19 protein-coding genes are annotated in these 19,464 nt (G+C 33.4%); 8 read left to right on the forward strand and 11 right to left on the reverse strand.

The window, feature by feature from the left end; all coding sequences use genetic code 11:
* Positions 1 to 578 (forward strand): hypothetical protein (locus ACJMLZ_RS09385; RefSeq protein WP_405305361.1); only part of this gene is annotated, 578 nt, incomplete at its 5' end.
* Positions 579 to 1,201: 623 nt separating this feature from the next.
* On the opposite strand, the gene ACJMLZ_RS09390 is transcribed toward ACJMLZ_RS09385, so the two are convergent.
* On the reverse strand, positions 1,202 to 1,603 hold the full coding sequence (locus tag ACJMLZ_RS09390; RefSeq protein ID WP_405305362.1) for a hypothetical protein: 402 nt from the start codon (positions 1,601 to 1,603) through the stop codon (positions 1,202 to 1,204).
* Positions 1,604 to 1,859: 256 nt separating this feature from the next.
* Entirely contained in the window at positions 1,860 to 2,816 is a 957-nt protein-coding gene (locus tag ACJMLZ_RS09395; RefSeq protein ID WP_405305363.1) for a hypothetical protein, read from the reverse strand.
* Positions 2,817 to 3,236: 420 nt separating this feature from the next.
* On the opposite strand from ACJMLZ_RS09395, the gene ACJMLZ_RS09400 reads away from it, so the two are divergent.
* Complete coding sequence (locus ACJMLZ_RS09400; RefSeq protein ID WP_405305364.1) at positions 3,237 to 3,683, forward strand: hypothetical protein; 447 nt, start codon at positions 3,237 to 3,239, stop codon at positions 3,681 to 3,683.
* Between the two features lie 92 nt (positions 3,684 to 3,775).
* On the opposite strand, the gene ACJMLZ_RS09405 is transcribed toward ACJMLZ_RS09400, so the two are convergent.
* The 4 genes from ACJMLZ_RS09405 to ACJMLZ_RS09420 form a co-directional block, all read right to left on the reverse strand.
* Positions 3,776 to 5,350: a DUF2142 domain-containing protein gene (locus ACJMLZ_RS09405; protein ID WP_405305365.1), complete on the reverse strand. Its 1,575-nt coding sequence runs from the start codon at positions 5,348 to 5,350 to the stop codon at positions 3,776 to 3,778.
* Positions 5,351 to 5,501: 151 nt separating this feature from the next.
* Positions 5,502 to 6,317 (reverse strand): 5'/3'-nucleotidase SurE, encoded by an 816-nt coding sequence (gene surE, locus ACJMLZ_RS09410; RefSeq protein ID WP_405305366.1) that lies wholly within the window; start codon positions 6,315 to 6,317, stop codon positions 5,502 to 5,504.
* Positions 6,318 to 6,433: 116 nt separating this feature from the next.
* Positions 6,434 to 8,083, reverse strand: coding sequence for a glycosyltransferase family 39 protein (locus ACJMLZ_RS09415; RefSeq protein ID WP_405305367.1), 1,650 nt, complete (start codon positions 8,081 to 8,083; stop codon positions 6,434 to 6,436).
* A gap of 327 nt (positions 8,084 to 8,410) precedes the next feature.
* On the reverse strand, positions 8,411 to 9,250 hold the full coding sequence (locus ACJMLZ_RS09420; RefSeq protein WP_405305368.1) for a pyridoxamine kinase: 840 nt from the start codon (positions 9,248 to 9,250) through the stop codon (positions 8,411 to 8,413).
* Between the two features lie 256 nt (positions 9,251 to 9,506).
* On the opposite strand from ACJMLZ_RS09420, the gene ACJMLZ_RS09425 reads away from it, so the two are divergent.
* Complete coding sequence (locus tag ACJMLZ_RS09425; RefSeq protein ID WP_405305369.1) at positions 9,507 to 10,169, forward strand: class I SAM-dependent methyltransferase; 663 nt, start codon at positions 9,507 to 9,509, stop codon at positions 10,167 to 10,169.
* Here ACJMLZ_RS09425 and ACJMLZ_RS09430 read toward each other — a convergent pair whose 3' ends face one another.
* Both ACJMLZ_RS09430 and ACJMLZ_RS09435 read right to left on the reverse strand, forming a co-directional pair.
* Positions 10,170 to 10,841: a methyltransferase family protein gene (locus tag ACJMLZ_RS09430; protein WP_405305370.1), complete on the reverse strand. Its 672-nt coding sequence runs from the start codon at positions 10,839 to 10,841 to the stop codon at positions 10,170 to 10,172.
* Between the two features lie 12 nt (positions 10,842 to 10,853).
* Complete coding sequence (locus ACJMLZ_RS09435) at positions 10,854 to 11,585, reverse strand: hypothetical protein (protein WP_405305371.1); 732 nt, start codon at positions 11,583 to 11,585, stop codon at positions 10,854 to 10,856.
* Positions 11,586 to 11,709: 124 nt separating this feature from the next.
* Here ACJMLZ_RS09435 and ACJMLZ_RS09440 point away from each other — a divergent pair, with 124 nt between their 5' ends.
* Positions 11,710 to 12,669 carry a PLP-dependent cysteine synthase family protein gene (locus ACJMLZ_RS09440; protein ID WP_405305372.1) on the forward strand — a complete coding sequence of 320 codons (960 nt, stop codon included), beginning with the start codon at positions 11,710 to 11,712 and terminating at the stop codon, positions 12,667 to 12,669.
* A 12-nt stretch (positions 12,670 to 12,681) separates the two neighbouring features.
* Here ACJMLZ_RS09440 and ACJMLZ_RS09445 read toward each other — a convergent pair whose 3' ends face one another.
* The 3 genes from ACJMLZ_RS09445 to ACJMLZ_RS09455 are packed head-to-tail and all read right to left on the reverse strand — an operon-like array spanning position 12,682 to position 15,261.
* Positions 12,682 to 13,014 carry a hypothetical protein gene (locus ACJMLZ_RS09445; protein WP_405305373.1) on the reverse strand — a complete coding sequence of 111 codons (333 nt, stop codon included), beginning with the start codon at positions 13,012 to 13,014 and terminating at the stop codon, positions 12,682 to 12,684.
* 28 nt (positions 13,015 to 13,042) lie between these two features.
* Positions 13,043 to 14,491 carry a dihydrolipoyl dehydrogenase family protein gene (locus tag ACJMLZ_RS09450; protein WP_405305374.1) on the reverse strand — a complete coding sequence of 483 codons (1,449 nt, stop codon included), beginning with the start codon at positions 14,489 to 14,491 and terminating at the stop codon, positions 13,043 to 13,045.
* A gap of 35 nt (positions 14,492 to 14,526) precedes the next feature.
* Positions 14,527 to 15,261: a hypothetical protein gene (locus ACJMLZ_RS09455; RefSeq protein ID WP_405305375.1), complete on the reverse strand. Its 735-nt coding sequence runs from the start codon at positions 15,259 to 15,261 to the stop codon at positions 14,527 to 14,529.
* Positions 15,262 to 15,323: 62 nt separating this feature from the next.
* Here ACJMLZ_RS09455 and ACJMLZ_RS09460 point away from each other — a divergent pair, with 62 nt between their 5' ends.
* The 4 genes from ACJMLZ_RS09460 (at position 15,324) to ACJMLZ_RS09475 (ending at position 19,265) form a co-directional block, all read left to right on the forward strand.
* Entirely contained in the window at positions 15,324 to 15,506 is a 183-nt protein-coding gene (locus ACJMLZ_RS09460) for a MarR family transcriptional regulator (protein WP_405305376.1), read from the forward strand.
* Between the two features lie 183 nt (positions 15,507 to 15,689).
* Entirely contained in the window at positions 15,690 to 17,561 is a 1,872-nt protein-coding gene (locus ACJMLZ_RS09465) for a glycosyltransferase (protein ID WP_405305377.1), read from the forward strand.
* A 10-nt stretch (positions 17,562 to 17,571) separates the two neighbouring features.
* Positions 17,572 to 18,675, forward strand: coding sequence for a glycosyltransferase family 2 protein (locus ACJMLZ_RS09470; RefSeq protein ID WP_405305378.1), 1,104 nt, complete (start codon positions 17,572 to 17,574; stop codon positions 18,673 to 18,675).
* 23 nt (positions 18,676 to 18,698) lie between these two features.
* Positions 18,699 to 19,265, forward strand: coding sequence for a hypothetical protein (locus ACJMLZ_RS09475; protein ID WP_405305379.1), 567 nt, complete (start codon positions 18,699 to 18,701; stop codon positions 19,263 to 19,265).
* The last annotated feature ends 199 nt before the right edge of the window (positions 19,266 to 19,464 follow it).

Here is a 19,464-nt window from a genome sequence, read left to right on the forward strand (position 1 = left end):
GTACTGTATATAAAATCGTATGCGGCAATAACTCATCTGAAGATACTGCAATACTTATATTGGGTGTTCACAGCCTTGAAGGAGGCATACATAATGCCACAAACAAATCAATAATCGAATTTACCAAAGCTAATGACCTTAACAGAAGATATATCGTATACTTCATCAAGCTTAACTATGAAGACAGCGGATTGAATACCAGCAATTACAATACCAACAGGCATATGGGAGAAATGCTGGCGAATGAATTTGTCGTTCCGGATATTGAAAACTACGATCCGTATATCGTTGTTGATATTCATGAAATGGAAAGTTACTGGGAAGAACAGAAATATGTTGGAGTTATGGACAATGAATCCGATCTGGAAATGGAGTATGCATTCCGGATAAGCAGCAATTTAAGCTATCCTATTTTGACAATCAATGCAGGCACTTCACCGAAGTGGGTGACAATCCCAATTTCCAAAAATGGCCATACAGTAATTCTATTCGAAACTCCTCAAATAGACAAAATGGATAATAAAACACAAATTGCAAAAGATTTGATTAAGACAATTGATACATTGCCTATCTACTGATTCTTGGTGCATACCATTGGAGACTTGACATCCCTGCAGACAATAAAGCCGCTTATGAATTGAATAAAAAGAATTCTCTAGCAAAACAAGCTTTCCAACATATTGAATACTTCACAGCATTGGCAATTATCACATTCTTAGCATTGGTTATCTGCTATAGAGAAAAAAAGCAAAATGTAAATGACAAACATTATCCAACTTTTAATTTTACAAAAATAATTCAAATGAAAATCTGCTTAAAAATAGGGAGAAAAGAAGCATGATAATAAATCATGCTTAAGATTGGTTAATAAAAATTACTTTTTATTAAACTTCAAAATATCGCGTTTTGATTTAATGAACACGAGATGTTGATTTTTGAAATCTACATTTCTGTGTACAAATAATTATATGAAAAGACCAGTATATAAAGATTTGCGAATGTAAGTGCTTACTTGCATATTAAAAAAGAAAATAAATGAATATTATTTTAATAATTAATAAATTACGAGTTTTAAACATTTAATTTAAAATTTAAAGCTATTAAATGTCTTTTTAAAAAATGTTAAGAAAATGAAAATTAGTTCAAAAGGGGGAGAAAAGCATGATTATGGATCATGCTTTAGATAATAAAAATAATGGAATTATTTGTTTCTTCTAATTACAGCGTAACCGCCAATAATACCTGTTACTGCCAATAATGCTATGATTGGGTTACCTGTTACAGGCAAAATGTTGCTTGCAGTAACGTTCTGGGTTGTGTTGCCAGTTACGTTTCCTGTAATGTTTCCTGTAGCATTGTTGGTTGCATTGCCAGTAGCGTTTCCGGTTTCATTGAAAATAGGATTGCCGTCAGCATCTAAAGGAACGTAACCGGTTTGGTTTTCAAGAGGTAAACCGTTACCAGGTTCTAAATCAGAAGATCCGGTATGCACATCATAGTTGCTTCCAGCATAACCTCCTTGTTCTGCAGCGCAAACAATTCCTGCAGATGCAATCACACAAAAGATTGCAAGTAATGTTAATAATTTTTTATTGAGATTCATAAGTATCACCTTCATAATATTAAACTGAGATGTAGGCCATGAAATATAACATTTCATCGCCAACTAATACTATGAAAAAGACAGTATATAAAGATTTGCGAATGTAAGTGCTCACTTGCATATTAAAAAATAAAATAAAGAAATATTATTAAATTAAATTAAAAATTAAAAGATTTAAAAAGATAATTATAAATTCAGAGCTTGCAAGAAATGTTTTCAATTCAATTCAGAACAGAACATCCATAAACTATCGAAATTATCTTTTACGCCTGACATATCTCACAAACTTGGATGCACCATATGAAATTGCCCCAATAAAGACAATGCAACCTATGATAATGCCCAAATTGGAATTTCCACCGGAAAATTTCAGGGTGTCAAGACTTTTATATGCCGGAGCGACAGGAATGTCTTCCGCTTTAGTCAGATTGTCGTTGACATAAACATCATCAACACACCCGGTATAGTCAACGCCCAGAAGTGAACCGTCCTCATTTGAAACATATACATTAACATAGGAATCGTCACCTGAATGGAAATCATAAGTAATTATGTCCCTTCTGTCCAGTCCGTATTTGTCTGACCTTGCCAGTTCAACCATATCCCGGACCTTGTCGTCACTGCCCAGAGAAAGGTTTCCTGACCTGGACAATGAATAGTTGTTCGGAAGTGAAATGTACTGTCCAGGCTGCAATTGGCCGGTTTTAACCTTATCCACTGTTGCAAAACCATAGTTTCCGTTTGGTGCTTTAATAATGAAGTGCCCTCTTCCGTAAGGTTTTTTGATGCTTTGTATTTCCTCCAATTTTTCTTGGGATATTGTGTAGTCATCATTGATCATCTCAAATGAGATATTTTCACATCTCTGGCTGTCGACACCGTCATCAATACCTCCAAATCCAATCATCCATCCATCTTCAGTAATTATAACATGAGAAAAATATTTCCCGTCTGTTTTGTATTGCTTGATAACTGAAATTCCATGCCAATCCATGTTCTCCACTTTAATATCGGCAGTTACATTGGAATCTCTTCTGAAGGTCATGATGCTGTCGCTGCCGTTTTCCTGAAGGATAATGGAGCAGCAACCGAATCCGTATGCATCATCAATAACCAGATGGTCATTTTGATAATTGCAAGCGGTTGAAACACCAATGACTGAAATTAAAACAATGGCCGCACCAATTAATAAAATTTTGTTTTTGAAATCCATAAAAATCATTAGCCTTATTATAATAAAATATATGAATCACTTAATATTAAAGCTTTGAACCTATCAATTGCTACATTTTCAATATTTTGAATTGTTTCATCTACATGCCATTAAGTTATGACTTTGAATTTGAATATAGGTGATAAAATATTGAAAATTCCTTTCACCAAATTATAGTTTGCAAAATAAAAGTTCATTAAATTAAGTGAAATTTAAATAATATTGATGCAAACACCAGCTGGAAAAACCTGTATTTTATAATTTCGATTTGCTGAAATTGCTAATCTGAAATGTAGTGCCCTTTGAATAATTGCTATCCACCACATTATTCAAAAAATAATGGCATTTATTATGAATAACCAGTAAATATATATAATACTGATTTACTAACTATTCATTAAAGTTCATGGAGGTGTTTAAATGAATAAAAAAATACTTTTAATAATCGTTTTATTAGTATGTGTAGTTGCAGGATTTTTCATTTTTAATTTTGCAGGCGCTCAGAATTATGTTAATGTGAATAACGCTGAGTTCATGGTACCTGAAGGTTATCAAGTTATTGATCAGAATTATTCCGTCAATTTGACCAAAGGGGATAATTTCATTTGCATTAAAAAGAATATTTCAGCTAATAATATTAAAGATGCAATTAATGATTATATAAAAGCCAAAGAGGATAAAAATCATACCACTAATTTATCAAACTTCACTGTGAACAATACCCTTGTATACAAAGTAACAGTTGATGGAAGTCACATTGTCCATTATTGGTTTGAAAAGGACGGAAATATTCAGGAGTTATATACCAGAACCAGTGAAGCTGATACCGATAAATTAATTTCTGATATGATTACATCAATGAAGTAATCATTTAATTATTTGAGTGCAAAAATTGAATTGAATTTTTGCCATTCAAATCTTTTTTTTCTTTTTTTGTATGATTTAAAACATTCATAAGCTTAATACACCATAGTCACTATTGTTAGAATTCTTGAAACAATGAAAACTATAGTCAACATTAAAACATACATGTCAATTTGCGATGAATCGTTTTTTATATGATTAAATCCCAAAGCTATTGGAAGCAATCCAAATGCTGGGAAGAAATATCTAGTTTGAACACCAGTAGGTACTAATTCACCAACATGATTCCAAGTTACCATAAATAGGAAATAAGTTCCTACATAAAGCATTAAAAATACTAATAATGCACCAAATTTTGTTTTTAATTTGATTTTTTCTTCAGGATATAGTAAAAATACTCCTCCTATGAATAATAAATACAACGAAGTGAAATTTGTATCAAAGTAGGATTGGAATTTCAAATCATGCTCCAAATAACTAAATACATGCAACAATTCAATTATCGTATCCTTCTTATGACTTAACATATATCTAATTTGGTCATGATTATTTTCACTATAATACAAAGCCCTGGCAGAATGCCTCATTCCAGGATCAATATAGAACTTAGACCATAAAAGCATAATTACTAAAATAATTATAATGCTTAAAAATCCTAAATAATAATACTTTCTTTCTTTGAAATTTTCAACTGGAATGAATAATATTAAAAATATAAAACTAAAATAAGTTACCTTACAACAACCTAAAATCAAAACAATAACTGAAAATTTAATAATATGTCTATAGTCAAGTGACATTTTTGGGGATTTATATAATACCAGGAAATAAGCTATTGACAATATTCCCAAACCGTTAATCAGTGGATCAATACTGATACTTGCCGCCTGAGATAATGCCGCTGGAATACATGCAACAACAAATAATGGCATTTTTAAGATTGGTGTTTTCTTTATAGCATAAGCAACCAAAGCAGAGTATACAAATGAATTAAAAATTCTGCCTAACCACAATAACCATATCGCATTTAAATCCAATAATTTGGCTATAAAAATCCCAATTGCAGGAGCAATATATCCGAAAAATGGATTTTGAGCAAAAGCATGAAAAATTGGAACTGGAGTTGTATTAATGGGTTGAGTATCTGCATTCGTATTGAAAATAGATGAATTTACCATATCCATATAAACATAATCATAATCATTACCCTTCTGCGCTAAGTCAAATGTGGACTGAATAGTGAAATACTGCCCGATATATGTAACATTGTTTATAGTAACGTAAGCCGTTTCATTATATTCCGGAAAAATAACACCATTTGATGTCATTTCCGCACGAACAAAGTGTTCAACTTCATCATGAGTACAAAAAATTGGTGTTAAACATGAAAAAACAATTCCAAAAATTAAAAGGATTATAAATGCCGTTTTATAAAAACCCTCTTCATCACTATGTCTTTGATAAAAACTAATGAAAAGTATTCCAAATATGGACATTAGAACAAATACTAAAATTTCCATTTTAGGATGAGCATAATTATCTAGGCCCATTAATGAAAAAAAGATTGCTGAGATTAATACTAAATATAATATCCAATATTTTCTTGAAATGAAAATATCATTTTTAAACTCGCTTAATCTCATCTTTAAACTAAAATCATTAGTTTCCATATTTAATTATAATATAATTTAAACTACTTATAATTATTCAGTAAATTAGTCAAATTTAGAAAATGTATTAAATGAAATTATTTATAAAGGCTATATTTGTGGATAGCAGATAACTTTATTAAATCAAAAATTCAATAGTTTGAATGATTTTTTACCAATCCTTAAGTTCTTTAAAGGTCATGTTTGCGTTAAGAGGTGTTAGGCTTGGCCTTTTTTCAACTATTAATGCATATCCGTCACTGCCCTCATCATATTCCTTGACAAGATCAGAGACAATCATAATCAAATCGTCACTGTTCTGGTTTTCATCTAAAGGATATCTGAATATGTCCTCTTTTTCCTTATTTGTATTGTCGATTACGCCTTTATCAAGCATCTTATGTGACAAATGTGTTACCATAACGTCTTCCGATTCATACTTTGAGGGCACATTCAAATTAAATAAATCAACGCCATCAGGAAAACCTTCATTCTTAATTTTCAAAACCAAATCATGCAAAACCTTTTTTGCTAATGTGAAATCATAGTCCACATACCACTCGCCGTTTTCATCCTGTTTGTATGCAGTTTTCGGATCTACAAACAGGGAAACCGCTATTGCAGGAATGCCTAGGCTGACCGCTTCCAGGGCAGCACAAACGGTTCCGGACGATGTGATGTCACAACTGATATTTACCCCCTGATTTATTCCGCATATGACCAGATCAGGCTTTTCATCCATCACATAATTCACGCCAACGACAACAGAATCTGCAGGACTGCCTGAAAGGGAATATGCCGGACTTCCGTCATCAAGATTGCAGGAATCTAGTCTTAAATGTTTAAATAATGTCAATCTGCGGCCTACACTGCTGTTGTTTTCATCAGGTGCAACGACAAAAACATTGCCCAAATCCTCAACAGCCTGTTTTGCTGCCAATATCCCCGGTGCAAAAACACCGTCATCATTTGAAATTAAAATGTTCATAAGTCCCAAACCTAAAAAACTTTATATATTTATATCTTATTACGAATATTTAAAAACAGTTATTGTAATTTATAATAATAATTAAATAAAATCTGATTAAAAGAAAATTTAACAAATCATTTTAGATAATAAACATGATATTGGCCTTTATTGTAAATCTCATTATAATTGTCTAATGATAATGTTTTATCGGAAATAATATACGATGGAGTTTTTAAATCCGAAAAATTATAATCATCATCAAATGTTACATTTACCTGCAAATACCACCTAATTATTCTAGAATCCCTATAATTTGATCCAAAAGCTTTTTGATGATAGTCTGAATCACTTTGGATAATAAAATCAGTTACGTCAACCAAATCATTATCCGAACCTGAAATTTCATCACCTGCAATAAATGAAAATGATGATATGACTAAAATAATTATCAAAACTATTGGAATAGCAACTTTATAACCTGAATATTGCTTTTCATTAAATATATTTTCATTTAAATTCACATTAAATTCTTTTGGACAGTTTAAATAATCCAATATTCCTTCAAGGCAATAAATAAGAATATAAATTAAAGGAGGCATGAACTGTAGGGCGTAACGTAGGGTTTTAGTTTGATATATTGATATGAAAATCAAATTGATCATTAAATAAGATAAAAATAATAAGTTTAAAGCCTGTTCATTCTTATTAATATTGAATTCATTGATTAGAGAGTAAAAAATAGCAGTAGCCAATAAAAAGAATATATTGGTTAGAATATGACTTGAGAATACCTTAAATGATATGAATGTTGATATTGCCATGATAACCAATAATGAAATTAACAATATCCTGAAGTTTTTTGTTTTCCACTCTTTAATTGGTTCAGTAATTTTAGAATAATATCTAATAAAGTAATTTAATCTAAATATTACTCCAAATCCAATAATGCCATAAATTAAACATGAAAAAACCCTATCCAAACAACGACTTTCGCTGAAGAATATGCTTGAGAAATTTTTCAAATAAAATAGTTTATCATATACAACATCAATTCCACCACCAACACCATAATTTGAATTTTTAATTGTGCTTACTGATTGGTGAATGAAAGTCAAATCCCCACCATAATCAAGAATTAAATACTTGCATATGACCGCAAAAAGAATAATGGCTAAAATTATTGATAAAAAAAGATATTTGAACTCAGAACTTTTAAAATAATTATTTATTTTTGCCTTGAAAAAAGATTTATCATCGATAATGCAATCGATATTTTCTATAAAATTCCTTTTCATTATATAATACAATATTAATACAGGCAACATGAATCCGACTGTATACCTTGTAAAAAATCCTATAACCAACATCAAAAAAGTTATAATGAAATACTTTGAATCTTCATCAATAGCAATTATCCCAAATAAAAGCACTAAAATGGATATGGAAACTGAAGGAATATCCAATAATCCACTGGATAAATTAATTAATAGTTCAGATGTGCTTCCATAAATTACAACACCCATTAAGGATAAAATTGAATTGAATCTAAATCTCAAAAGGAGGTATAATCCAAGAAATCCGAAGAGTGCAAAAAATGATGAAACCAAAGAAATAGCCAACTGGTCTACAATACCCATTTTAAATAATAATGATGTTAAAAATGAAATAATGGGGCTATAAAAAATATCCTTAGGATTAGCAATACAATAATAATCCAAACCACTATAATTTAGAGCATTGATTAAATAAAGAGCTTTATCTGGATAAAAAATACCTCCAGACATATGATATTGGGTTCTAAAATAAATTAAACCCATAGAAAAAATAAAAACAATTACCAAATACAAATAATCCTTTTTATTTAAATTAAACACATTAACCATTTTAACCCAATCAAGAGAATTTTGTTTTGAAAGAAAATATTTTAATAAAAACATTCATTCAAATCATTATCATAAATATAACTAGTTTATATTTAAGGGGTTTTTAATTAATATAATTTAAATATTTGGCTTCGAAGAAATCTAATTTGATTTTTACAAAAAATAATAAATTGAATAAATATTAATTTGAACAATAAAATATATTCAAGGTTCAAAATTAATATTAAATCATCTCAACAATTCGTTTAACTCCAAGATAACCTGTTCAAACTTAACGCCGTATTTGTGATTTTCATCACCTATTGTCTTTTCAATTGCCTTTTTTGTGAATTCTCCGGCGATTTTTGCTGCCTGAGTCGGGGTCTTTCCCACCATTGTTGATCCGACAAATGATGATGCAAAAACATCACCTGTCCCATGGGAAACATAGTCTATCCTGTCATTGTAAACTATCTCCAATGATGAGTCCACCTTATCCAAAACAAGCATTCCCAATTTACCTTCCTCGTTGGTATCTCCCTTAAGTATGACATGTCTTTTTGTAAACTCTGAAAGCTCGTTTGCCATATCAAGCATTTCCTCTCTTGTGAATTCCTCTTTCCAAGGCTTATGCAATAAGTAGCAGGCTTCAGTTGTGTTAGGAAGAATGTAATCCCCAACTTTACAGAGTTCACCCATCTTGTCTGCAAATTCCTGGTCGAACCCGTTGTAAAATTCACCGTGGTCTGCCATCGCAGGGTCAACAAATACAAGCCCTCCAGGCTTTAATCGTGAAGCAATAATGTCTTTAATGTAATCCAATTGCTCGATTGATGCAATAAATCCTGTATATATTGCATCAAAATATATCCCTTCCTTTTCCCAATGCTTTTGTATTGCAGGAAGGTCTTCTGTCAAATCCCTTACGGTAAATCCTTCAAAACCGGAAGTGTGTGTTGATAAAACAGCTGAAGGAAGAATTGCTGTTTCTATTCCAAACGCAGAAATTACAGGCAGTGCAACTGTTATTGAGCACTGACCAAAACAGGAAATGTCCTGAATAGTTAAAATTTTAGTATTTTCACTCATCTTTTCAACTCAAATTATTAATATACAGAATAAATTTTATTAACATGTGTTATATATTTTTTTCCTTTATGAATTTAATTGATTAAACTAATATTATATAATGAGATATATAAAGTTTTAGAGTCAATAAAACACAGAAAAACTAATAAAATTATTAATAGAAAAAGGTTAAAAATAATTTTGAATAATGATAAAATTTTAACCGTCTTAAATTAAACTGAATTTTTTTAAGATTATACATCTGTGGAGCAATATCATGACCCATGAAGAAAAATATCTAAAAAATGAACTGCTGAAAAATGCCCGAAAACCTGAAGGCAAACTTGGAGGCAAGCTAATAGATATGATGAATGAAAATCATGAAAGCCTGGTGCAATGGAGCATAAAACATTTGGATGTCTGCAAAGAGGATGTTATTCTTGATATTGGCTGCGGTGGCGGAGTAAATGTTGAAAGATTTCTAAAAATGACAGAAAATAAGGTTTATGGACTTGATTACTCAGACATTGCAGTTGAAAAATCCGCTGAACGGAACCAAAAAGAAATAGAAGATGAAAGATGTGAAATCATACAGGGATCCGTTTCAAAAATGCCGTTCAATGACAATAGCTTCGATATTGCCACAGCTTTTGAAACCGTTTATTTCTGGCCTGATTTTGTAAACGACTTGAAGGAAGTCAGACGAGTTCTTAAAGATGATGGAATCATATTTATAGCAAATGAAGCAGTTCCAGTCAAAGATAATGGTCGTCAAAAGGAGTTCATGGAATTATTGGATGCAAAAATCTATTCAGAAGAAGAATTGAAAGATTCATTATGCAGGGCAGGTTTTAAGGACATTGCCTGTTTTAATAAGGAATCAACAGATTCATTTACAGGAGACCTTGCCACCTGGATATGTGCCATCGCCAAAAAATAGTTACCAGATAAAAGGAATAATCCTATATTTAACTTTCATTTTATATTCCCTGTAGCCGTCCAGTTCCTTCTCCAGTACCTTTTCTTCATTTTTGATTCTAAACGCAATTAAAATCGGATAAATCAGCAATATAACAAATGAATAAATTGAACCTAAAATCAACGGCATGGCCAAAAAGAGAAAAATTGTTGATGTATACATGGGATGTCTGACAAAGCCGTATAACCCATCATCAATCACCTTCTGGCTTTCACCAACCTCAATGGTTCGGGAGAGATACTCGTTTTCACGCAATACCTCCATATACATCAGGTATGCCAATAAAAATATTACAGAAGATGCAATCACAATAATCTCAGGCAGGCGTATCCAAGCGAATCTGAAATTCAAACCGGCCAGAACAAATGCTGATATGAACATCAGGCCGCTAATCAAAACCACCATCTTCTGTTCGGACTCGCTTTCCTTTGCATTCAATCTCCTTTTTAACAAATCAGGATCTTTAACAATCAATATGATTCCGACAAAAAACATCGGGATGAAGAATAATGCCATAAACAGCAACCCATTTGGAAAGTTGAGTGTTCCTGCAGGTACAAAAATCAAAAGTCCTACAGCAACCAATCCCAAAGTGAATTTTTTTAACGCCTGAAACAGTAATCCCCTATCCATTTTAACACTTAACTATAATTTCAAATTATCCACAGCACGAATAAGCTCTATCATGTGATTGTCCTTAATGTCTTGGGAAATGAAACTGTTTTCCTCAAAATAGAATGCAGGTATGCCATGCTCATTTAAAGGAATGGTCAGATAAGGACCGCTGGTTGTTTGATACGGATTGTAGTAGGATATGTTCTCTGTGCTCTGGGAGACTGTTCGTCCGTAGCTTTCACCGGTTCCGCCGTCTACAGGGCAGAATACGAATGTGTTGTAATCGCCATATGCACCGCCGTGAGCATGCACATCAACAGCCAATTCGTAACTTCCATTGAGAATTTCCGGATATACATATTTGTATGCCAAATCCTGTCCGGTTGCCCTTCCAGGCTGATCGTCCGGCAACAGTTTACCGTATTGAGAGAAGTCCAAACTCACATTAATGACATAGATGTCATAGCAGTAGTTCAGATTGTCCAATGTCGGAAGCAGCTTAAGCAATGTCTTGTGGGTATCGTTTTCAAGAGGATGGACACCGACAACATATGCTATTCTCTTGCCGTCTGGATTTCCGATATTTTTAATAACTTCAACAGATCCCCCATCAGATGAATTGTTTGCAATAAGTTCACGGGTTACGGCCGAATCGTTATTCAATCCGTCATGAATGACCTTGAAAGGATTGATGACCAATATAGAAAAAATTACAATAAACAATATTATTAACAGTATTAACTTGTATCTTCTTTTTAACATTAAGTCTAGTATAATTTTTTTAATTAATAAATATATCATTCAAGAATCCATAAAATAAAAAAAAGTATTTTATTATTGACTTGCAAATATTATAATGTTATATTATTGAATTGGATTGAATATTATGAATATTGGTAAACTGATTGGTAACACACCAATGATAAAAATTGATTATGAGTATGAAGGAAAATCTGGCAGCATTTACACCAAACTTGAATATTACAATTATTCCGGAAGTATTAAAGACAGAATTGCTTTATATATACTGGAAAAAGAAAGGGAAACAGGCAATTTAAAGGAAGGCCAGTCCATTGTTGAAGTAACCAGCGGAAATACAGGAATCTCCTTTAGCGCCATAGGCGCACTTTTAGGCCATGACGTGCATATTTTCATGCCTGACTGGGTATCCCTTGAAAGAAGGAATCTCATAGAAATGTATGGGGCGCATGTCCATCTTGTATCCAAAGAGGAAGGAGGATTTAAAAAAGCTTTGGAACTTGCAGAAGAATTCGCCAATGAAACCGGCGCATACAGACCACTCCAATTCGATAATAAGTTAAATGTTGAAGCCCAATATACAACAACAGGTAAAGAAATCCTTGACTCCGCACCTCATGTGAATGCTTTCGTTTCAGGTATCGGAACCGGTGGAACACTGATGGGAATCGGTAAAAGACTAAAGGACAATAATCCAAATTCCAAAATAATTGCTCTTGAACCGTCAACATTATCCATACTTAAAATGGGAATGGAAGAAGGTTCCCATATGATTGAAGGAATCGGTGATGACTTCATTCCGGGAATTATAGAACAAGATTTAATTGATGATATTGTTTTGATTGATGACTGTGATGCAATCAACATGTCAAAAAGAATAGCCAAGGAATTCGGTTTGGGAATAGGTATTTCAAGCGGTGCAAACTTCCTTGCATCAGTTTTAATCGATAATGACGATTTAAACATTGCAACAGTTTTTGCAGATGACAACAAGAAATACATAACAACAAAACTGTCCGAGGAAATAGATGACAATCCGAAATTACTTTCCAACAAGGTCAAGCTAATCGGATTTGAAGTGATTTAGATAAATCACCATTCATTTTATCATTTTAGATACTTCATTAAGATTTATCTTAATGAACTCTTTGTATTTGGGATTTGCGAGAATCTTGTATTGTTTTTTACCGTAACGCCTATAGGCATCATCCATTACCCTCTGCAAATCATCTATGTTACTGCTTAAAAGAAATTCCAATTTCTTTTTTTGATGATCATTTAAATTATCCATATAAATTTTGACTTTTGATTCAAATTTCAAAACCAAATTTGTGTTCTTTTTAGCAAATCTTTCAAGTAAAAATGGCGGAGTCAAATTAAAAAATTTTTCATATTCATTAACATCTTTATAAGTTATTCCTTCCTTATCCATAAAACTCACCTAAATTATTAAAACTCAATCATAAATCATAATGTATGTTGTGCAGCTTGTACAGGCATACTGAACTGCTTGAAGGGAATGCATAAATCATATAGTCAAGCTCTTCTAAAGTAATCTTCTTATTTATAATGAAGGCAAACATGTTTGCGACATTTTCCGCATCTGCGGCATATATTTCAGCACCTACAATCTGCAAATCCTTATCCACAATCACTTTCGCCTCTGCAGTCGAGTCATTTTTAAGCTCCAAAGCGTATGACCTTCCGTATCTGATTGTATGAACTTCGTATTCATCGCTTTTTTCGCCAACATATGCAGGTATGCCCACTGTAGCTATTCTAGGTATGGTATATGCCACTGCAGGAACTACAGGATAGGTTATCTCTCCAGCTTCTCCCAATAGCTCCTTTGCCAGGTATTTTGATTGATGTATTGCAACAGTCACAAGCTTGGCAATGCCCGTATCGGCCACGTCGCCGGAGGCATAAATGTTTGGAACATCAGTCTGCAGGTGACCGTTTACCTTGATTCCCTGTTTTGTGTAAGTCAATCCCACATTTTCAAGTCCGATATCATCTACATTGGCCTGTCTTCCCATTGCTGCTATCACATAGTCTGCGGTAATGCTTAATCCGCTTTCACAATTTACAGTAAAACCGTTTTCATAGGCCCTATTGTTGTCTTTAGCATCGGGATCTCTTAAATCATCGTTGGCATTCAGTCCCTGAACTGCATTTTGAACCTTCTCTTCAGGATTGTCAATCTCCACATTTGCAATAATCTCTTTAACCTGCTGGTTGAAATGGAAGCGGATGCCCTTTTCCTTCAATATCCTAATTACGTTTTGAACATAAGGCTGGTGGAAATATTTCAATGCCATGTTCCCGCGAACAATCACATCGGCTTCAAGGCCTGCTTCAGCAAGTATTGATGCAAATTCCATTCCGACAAAGCCGGCACCTATTATGACTGTATGCTTTGGCAATTCTGCAATATCGAGAAAGTCAGTGCTGTCATGGAGATATTGGCTGCCTTCGATGTTTGGAATGACAGGCTTTAATCCTGTGCAGATTACGATTTTATCAGTTGTGAATTTCCTATCTCCCACCTGAACAGTGTGTTCATCGACAATGACGCCTTTTCCATGGGCAACATCAAGGCCGTATTCGTCAAATTTGCCGTCCAAAAACAGAGACATTCCTGCAATCCTCTTCTGTTTGTACTTCATCAAATCCGGCCAGCTGACTTCAAGCTCTCCTGATTTTCCAACTCCTTCAAAGTTATCGGCCAATGCCTTAATCTCATACGGAGCATCGAGAAGCGCTTTTGAATTGCAGCCTCGGTTGGCGCATGCTCCACCGTATAAACTTTCTTCGACAATCAGGATTTTGAGTCCTGCCTTTCTTAAAAACCTGCCGCCCTGCCATGCGGCATTTCCACTGCCAATATAAACAACATCGTAATCCATGAATTTAACCTCTAATTAAAATATGTCCAATAGATTTATATAAACTTTAATTTATCAACGGCAAAAATAAGTTCCATCATATGCTTATCCTTATCGTCCTGCGGTGCAAAGCTGTACTCTTCAAAGTAAAATGCGGGAATCCCATGTTCATTTAAAGGAATTGTCAGGAACGGCCCGCTTGTTGTTGAATCCGGTGCGTAATACGAAATATTTTCACAGCTGTCTGCAACATTTCTTGCATATTCCGCGCTGGTGTGCTCCTTAACTGGGCTGAAAACAAATGTCCTATAAGGATAAGCCCCCACATTCGAGTGAACGTCAACAGCCAATTCATAATTTCCATTTAGAATTTCAGGATAAACATATCTATAAGCCAGATTCTGTCCGTTTTGCCTTCCCTGGCTGTTGTCAGATGATCCGTCACCGTAATGGCCAACATCTTCAGTTACGTTTATGATGTAAATGTCATAGCAATTGGTCAGATTGTCCATCTCAGGCAGCATCCTAACCAATGTCTGATGGGTCTGATACTCAAGGGGATGAACTCCAACTACATAAGCTATCCTTTTTCCGTTGGGATTTCCAATGTTTTTTATTACTTCAACCGTTCCGGGTTCATCTGTGGAATTCGAGAGGACCTCGCGAGTAACTTTTGAAGATTCATTTGTCTTGGCGTCACCTTTTAAAAGCGTTTCATTGATGATGAGCATGCCAAAAATTAAAATAAGTATCACCAATATTGAAATTATGATATGCTCCTTTTTGACCATAAACTAAATTTCATTTTAATAATTTATATAAGTATTTAAACAAAATATAATTAGGTGATATTATGGATGACAGAGAAAAAGTAATTGAAGCTTTTAAAAATTCAGAAGAACCTTTAAACGCAAAAAAAGTCAGCGAACTTTCTGGCGTTGAGAAAAAAGAAGTCGATAAAATTATGAAAGACCTCAAAAAAGATGAAACAATCGTTTCACCTAAAAGATGCTACTGGACATTGGCGGATAAATAAAATTTATCCCAACTATTTTTTTTAATTTTACTTGGTTAGATGCTATTGAGATAAAAACTCGATTGATTAATCCTTCAAAAAAATTTATAACATTAAAAGTAAAATTATTATATATAAAATTAGCCCATTTGAATTCAAGGGCAATATTACTTATTTATTCAAAAAGACAACAATTGGTGTACCATGGTTAAAGTTTCACTAATAATGCCTGTTTACAATAATGAAAATCATCTTGAAAATGCATTGGACAGCATCGTAAGCCAAACATTCACAGATTTTGAAGTGCTATGTGTCGATGACGGCTCATCTGACAATTCTCCGGAAATATTAAAGAGCTATGCAAATGATGATTCCCGCATTAAAATAATCAGCCAGGAAAATTCAGGACCCGGACATGCAAGAAACAATGGATTGAGACAAAGCAGTGGAGAATACATCTTCTTTATGGATTCCGATGATTGGATTGTTCCTGATTTTTTAAAATTGACCTATGAAAATGCCATATCAAATGACTCTGACATTTTATTCTTCAAAATAGGAAATATAGTGAATGGCGAAAACGTTGAACTTAAGCCATATTATAATTTTGATGAAATATTTAAAGATGCAAACTTCAATAACTTGACTTTCAACTACAAATCCATCAGAAAGCACGTCATGAACTCCCATTTTGCACCATGGACCAAATTATATAAAAAAGAGTTTCTTGACAGATATGAGGACTTCGAATTTGATGAGAAACTGCCTTACGAAGATGTCCTTTTCCACATAAAGGCCACATTAAGATCTTCAAAAATATCATTCGTCCCCCATTATCTGTATTACTATAGGCTCGACAATGAAGATTCCGTTTCATATGATGCAAGCCTGCATAAAGAGATTTTTAAGATTGTGGATATTGTTAGGGACTTTCTTATAAATGAAAATCATTTGGATGAATTTAAAAAGGAATTCGAATACTTCAAAGTTGAACAAATTACCCGGCACATCCCTACAACAGCAGATAGGGATTACTTTAGAAATGCCAAAGATTATTTGAATGATGTTGATTTGGATGAAAATAACCTAATTCCAAACAACGTAAAAAATAGATACAGAATCTTTTTTGATTCAAGCACAATTGAAGAGTATAACTATAATCTGATAATCCATCAGTTGAATGGAGAATATTCCAAATTGAAAAAAGAAAAAGAAAAACCTCATGCACAAAGCAAAAAATCAGTTAATTCAAATAAAAAGGGGAAAAAAGAGATGATGGAATATTTTTTAAATAAAAGTAACAGTTATGTCCATTATAAAAATAAAAGCGAAAAGCTATTGAATGAAAATGAAGCCCTGAAAAATCAATTGGAAATGTATAAACAGGCATATCCGGATAAGGAATGTCCTATCTGCGGATATAAGGGAATCGACTTTAAACCCTATCCGCAAATAATTCATAGGGAAGTTGAATGTCCAATCTGCGCAAGCCATGAAAGGCACAGGGCATTATGGCTATATTTCAAAGAGAATCCTCAACTTTTAACCAACAAAAACAAGGTTCTCCATTTTGCACCTGAAGTGCAGTTTCAAAAGCTATTTGAAAAATGCGATATCGAATATCACCCTGCAGACATCAGCGATGAAAACTGGTATGTTGATGAACTTATAGACATACAGGATATCCCTTATGAAGACAATTACTTTGATTTGATTTATTGTTCACACCTGCTTGAACACGTACCTGACGACAATAAAGCAATTCGTGAACTTTATCGTGTCTTGAAGCCGGGAGGAACCGCATTGATTCTGGTTCCAATTAACGGCATTGCATTTGAACTTCCATACGATGAAACAAAAACATTGGAAGATGAACGATATGACACACCGGAACTTAGAGAAAAACATTACGGTCAATTTGATCACTTAAGACTTTACGGTTCCGATTTTAAAGACAAACTACTGGAAAACGGTTTTAAAATAAAGTCAGATGATTTCATTAAAAAATTAGGTTATGAAACTATTGAAAGATATGCCCTGATTAGAAACGAGAATATTTTTGAGTGCACAAAATAATGGTGAAAAAATGGTTAAGGTTTCAGTCATAATACCTTTTTATAATGTTGAAGAGTACTTGAAGGAATGTTTGGACAGCGTTGTCAATCAAACCATGGAGGATATTGAGATAATCTGCATTAACGACGGCTCAACAGACAATTCGATGTCCATTTTAAACACCTATGATGATGAAAGAATTAAAATAATCGAACAGGAAAACCAGGGCCTTTCATCAGCAAGGAATGTGGGGCTGGAAAATTCAAATGGAGATTATATCTGTTTTCTGGATTCGGACGACTATCTGGAAATTACTGCACTTGAAGAGATATATGAAATTGCACAGGACAAATCATTGGACCTCCTTATGTTCAAACTGATTAATTTTGATAACGACACCGGAGAAACTGAAATAGACGAATATTATGAAATGGAAAAACTGAAAAAAGTCGTTGGAGACAATATCTTTTCATATGAAGACACTGACGAGGTGTTTTTTGACTTGTCAGTTACAGCTCCTGCAAAGTTATTCAAACATGACCTCATAAAAGACCTGAGATTTCCGGAATATCTGATTTATGAAGATAACGCATTTTATATGGAATGCATATTAAGAGCCAAGAGAGCCTATTTCTATGATAAACACCTATATTACAGGCGTATAAGACCTAATTCAATAACAAGTTCAACAGAGAGAACTTCAGACTGGCTGGAAATATCAAATCTCATTATTGAAATAACAAAAGACCATGGATGCTATGAAAGATACGCAGAAAAAATCTACAACAAAAAATTCTCCAATACATTCAGATTATTCTCATTATGTGATGAAAAGGACAAACCTGATTTCTTTAAAAAACTGAAAAAAGATTTTACACAATTAAAAGAAAAAAATAAAAATGATGAAGTCCTGAACAACATCAGCGCCAGATTGAAGTTCATTTGGCAATCCGGAATGGAATGTGAAACCTATAAGGAATTTGAATTAACCGTCAACAACTATGATTTGAAAAGACAAAACAAGAAATTAGAAAAAGAATTGAAAAAATACAAAGAAATTAACGATTCCCTTTTAAATTCAACCAGCTGGAAGGTAACCAAGCCCTTAAGGAAAGGCAAAAAACTTTTTAAATAATCCAAAATTTATTATATGATAATATGGAAATTACAGCTTCTGAAATGAAAAAATCAATCCAAAAGATTTACGAAAGGTTGGATAAGGTATCTCCGGTTGATTTTGATTGCGGCAAGTTATGCGGTGAGGTCTGCTGCGTCTATGATGAAGACAATAACAACACGGAAGAGCTTGTTTTGTATTTGCTTCCAGGTGAAGAGCTGATGTATGAGGACAGCCCTGAATTTGAACTGTATTATATGGATTCCTCCGAAATCAGATATCCACATTCCTGGAAAGACAGCATTTACCTTGTCAAATGCGTCAACCCGCCAAGATGCGACAGGTCAATCAGGCCTATACAGTGCAGAACTTTTCCATTGGTTCCCCACATATCCAAAGACGGTGAATTCCATCTTATTCTTGATGAGACTGAATTTCCATATGAATGCCCTATCCTGCGAGATCATATCCGATTGAATGATGACTTTATAAAAGTAACCTATGAAGTATGGAAAATGCTTATCAGAAATCCCCTGGTTTATGATCTGGTTGATATGGACTCCAAAGACCGCGAAAAGAGAACATCATCATATAAAACAGTTATTTAAATACCATTAATCACATAATATTATCATGCTTAAAAAAATTCTGATTTTTACATTGGCGCTTTTTATCTTAATCAATTCAGCAAATGCCATAGACAGCTCAAATTGGAAAAACGTCAGCGTGGGATATGAGGAATTCAAGATTCCTCCGGAATATGAAAATCCCTACTCAAGTGACTTCAACATGTATGAGTTCGATGAG

It is taken from the genome of Methanobrevibacter sp. (genome assembly GCF_045126245.1).
Lineage (GTDB): Archaea > Methanobacteriota > Methanobacteria > Methanobacteriales > Methanobacteriaceae > Methanocatella.

Coding starts and splice junctions, on each gene's coding strand:
- ACJMLZ_RS09390 (WP_405305362.1), bottom strand. CDS start 1,603: ATGAATCTCAATAAAAAATTATTAACATTACTTGCAATCTTTTGTGTG.
- ACJMLZ_RS09395 (WP_405305363.1), bottom strand. CDS start 2,816: ATGGATTTCAAAAACAAAATTTTATTAATTGGTGCGGCCATTGTTTTA.
- ACJMLZ_RS09400 (WP_405305364.1), top strand. CDS start 3,237: ATGAATAAAAAAATACTTTTAATAATCGTTTTATTAGTATGTGTAGTT.
- ACJMLZ_RS09405 (WP_405305365.1), bottom strand. CDS start 5,350: ATGGAAACTAATGATTTTAGTTTAAAGATGAGATTAAGCGAGTTTAAA.
- surE (WP_405305366.1), bottom strand. CDS start 6,317: ATGAACATTTTAATTTCAAATGATGACGGTGTTTTTGCACCGGGGATA.
- ACJMLZ_RS09415 (WP_405305367.1), bottom strand. CDS start 8,083: ATGTCTGGAGGTATTTTTTATCCAGATAAAGCTCTTTATTTAATCAAT.
- ACJMLZ_RS09420 (WP_405305368.1), bottom strand. CDS start 9,250: ATGAGTGAAAATACTAAAATTTTAACTATTCAGGACATTTCCTGTTTT.
- ACJMLZ_RS09425 (WP_405305369.1), top strand. CDS start 9,507: ATGACCCATGAAGAAAAATATCTAAAAAATGAACTGCTGAAAAATGCC.
- ACJMLZ_RS09430 (WP_405305370.1), bottom strand. CDS start 10,841: ATGGATAGGGGATTACTGTTTCAGGCGTTAAAAAAATTCACTTTGGGA.
- ACJMLZ_RS09435 (WP_405305371.1), bottom strand. CDS start 11,585: ATGTTAAAAAGAAGATACAAGTTAATACTGTTAATAATATTGTTTATT.
- ACJMLZ_RS09440 (WP_405305372.1), top strand. CDS start 11,710: ATGAATATTGGTAAACTGATTGGTAACACACCAATGATAAAAATTGAT.
- ACJMLZ_RS09445 (WP_405305373.1), bottom strand. CDS start 13,014: ATGGATAAGGAAGGAATAACTTATAAAGATGTTAATGAATATGAAAAA.
- ACJMLZ_RS09450 (WP_405305374.1), bottom strand. CDS start 14,491: ATGGATTACGATGTTGTTTATATTGGCAGTGGAAATGCCGCATGGCAG.
- ACJMLZ_RS09455 (WP_405305375.1), bottom strand. CDS start 15,261: ATGGTCAAAAAGGAGCATATCATAATTTCAATATTGGTGATACTTATT.
- ACJMLZ_RS09460 (WP_405305376.1), top strand. CDS start 15,324: ATGGATGACAGAGAAAAAGTAATTGAAGCTTTTAAAAATTCAGAAGAA.
- ACJMLZ_RS09465 (WP_405305377.1), top strand. CDS start 15,690: ATGGTTAAAGTTTCACTAATAATGCCTGTTTACAATAATGAAAATCAT.
- ACJMLZ_RS09470 (WP_405305378.1), top strand. CDS start 17,572: ATGGTTAAGGTTTCAGTCATAATACCTTTTTATAATGTTGAAGAGTAC.
- ACJMLZ_RS09475 (WP_405305379.1), top strand. CDS start 18,699: ATGGAAATTACAGCTTCTGAAATGAAAAAATCAATCCAAAAGATTTAC.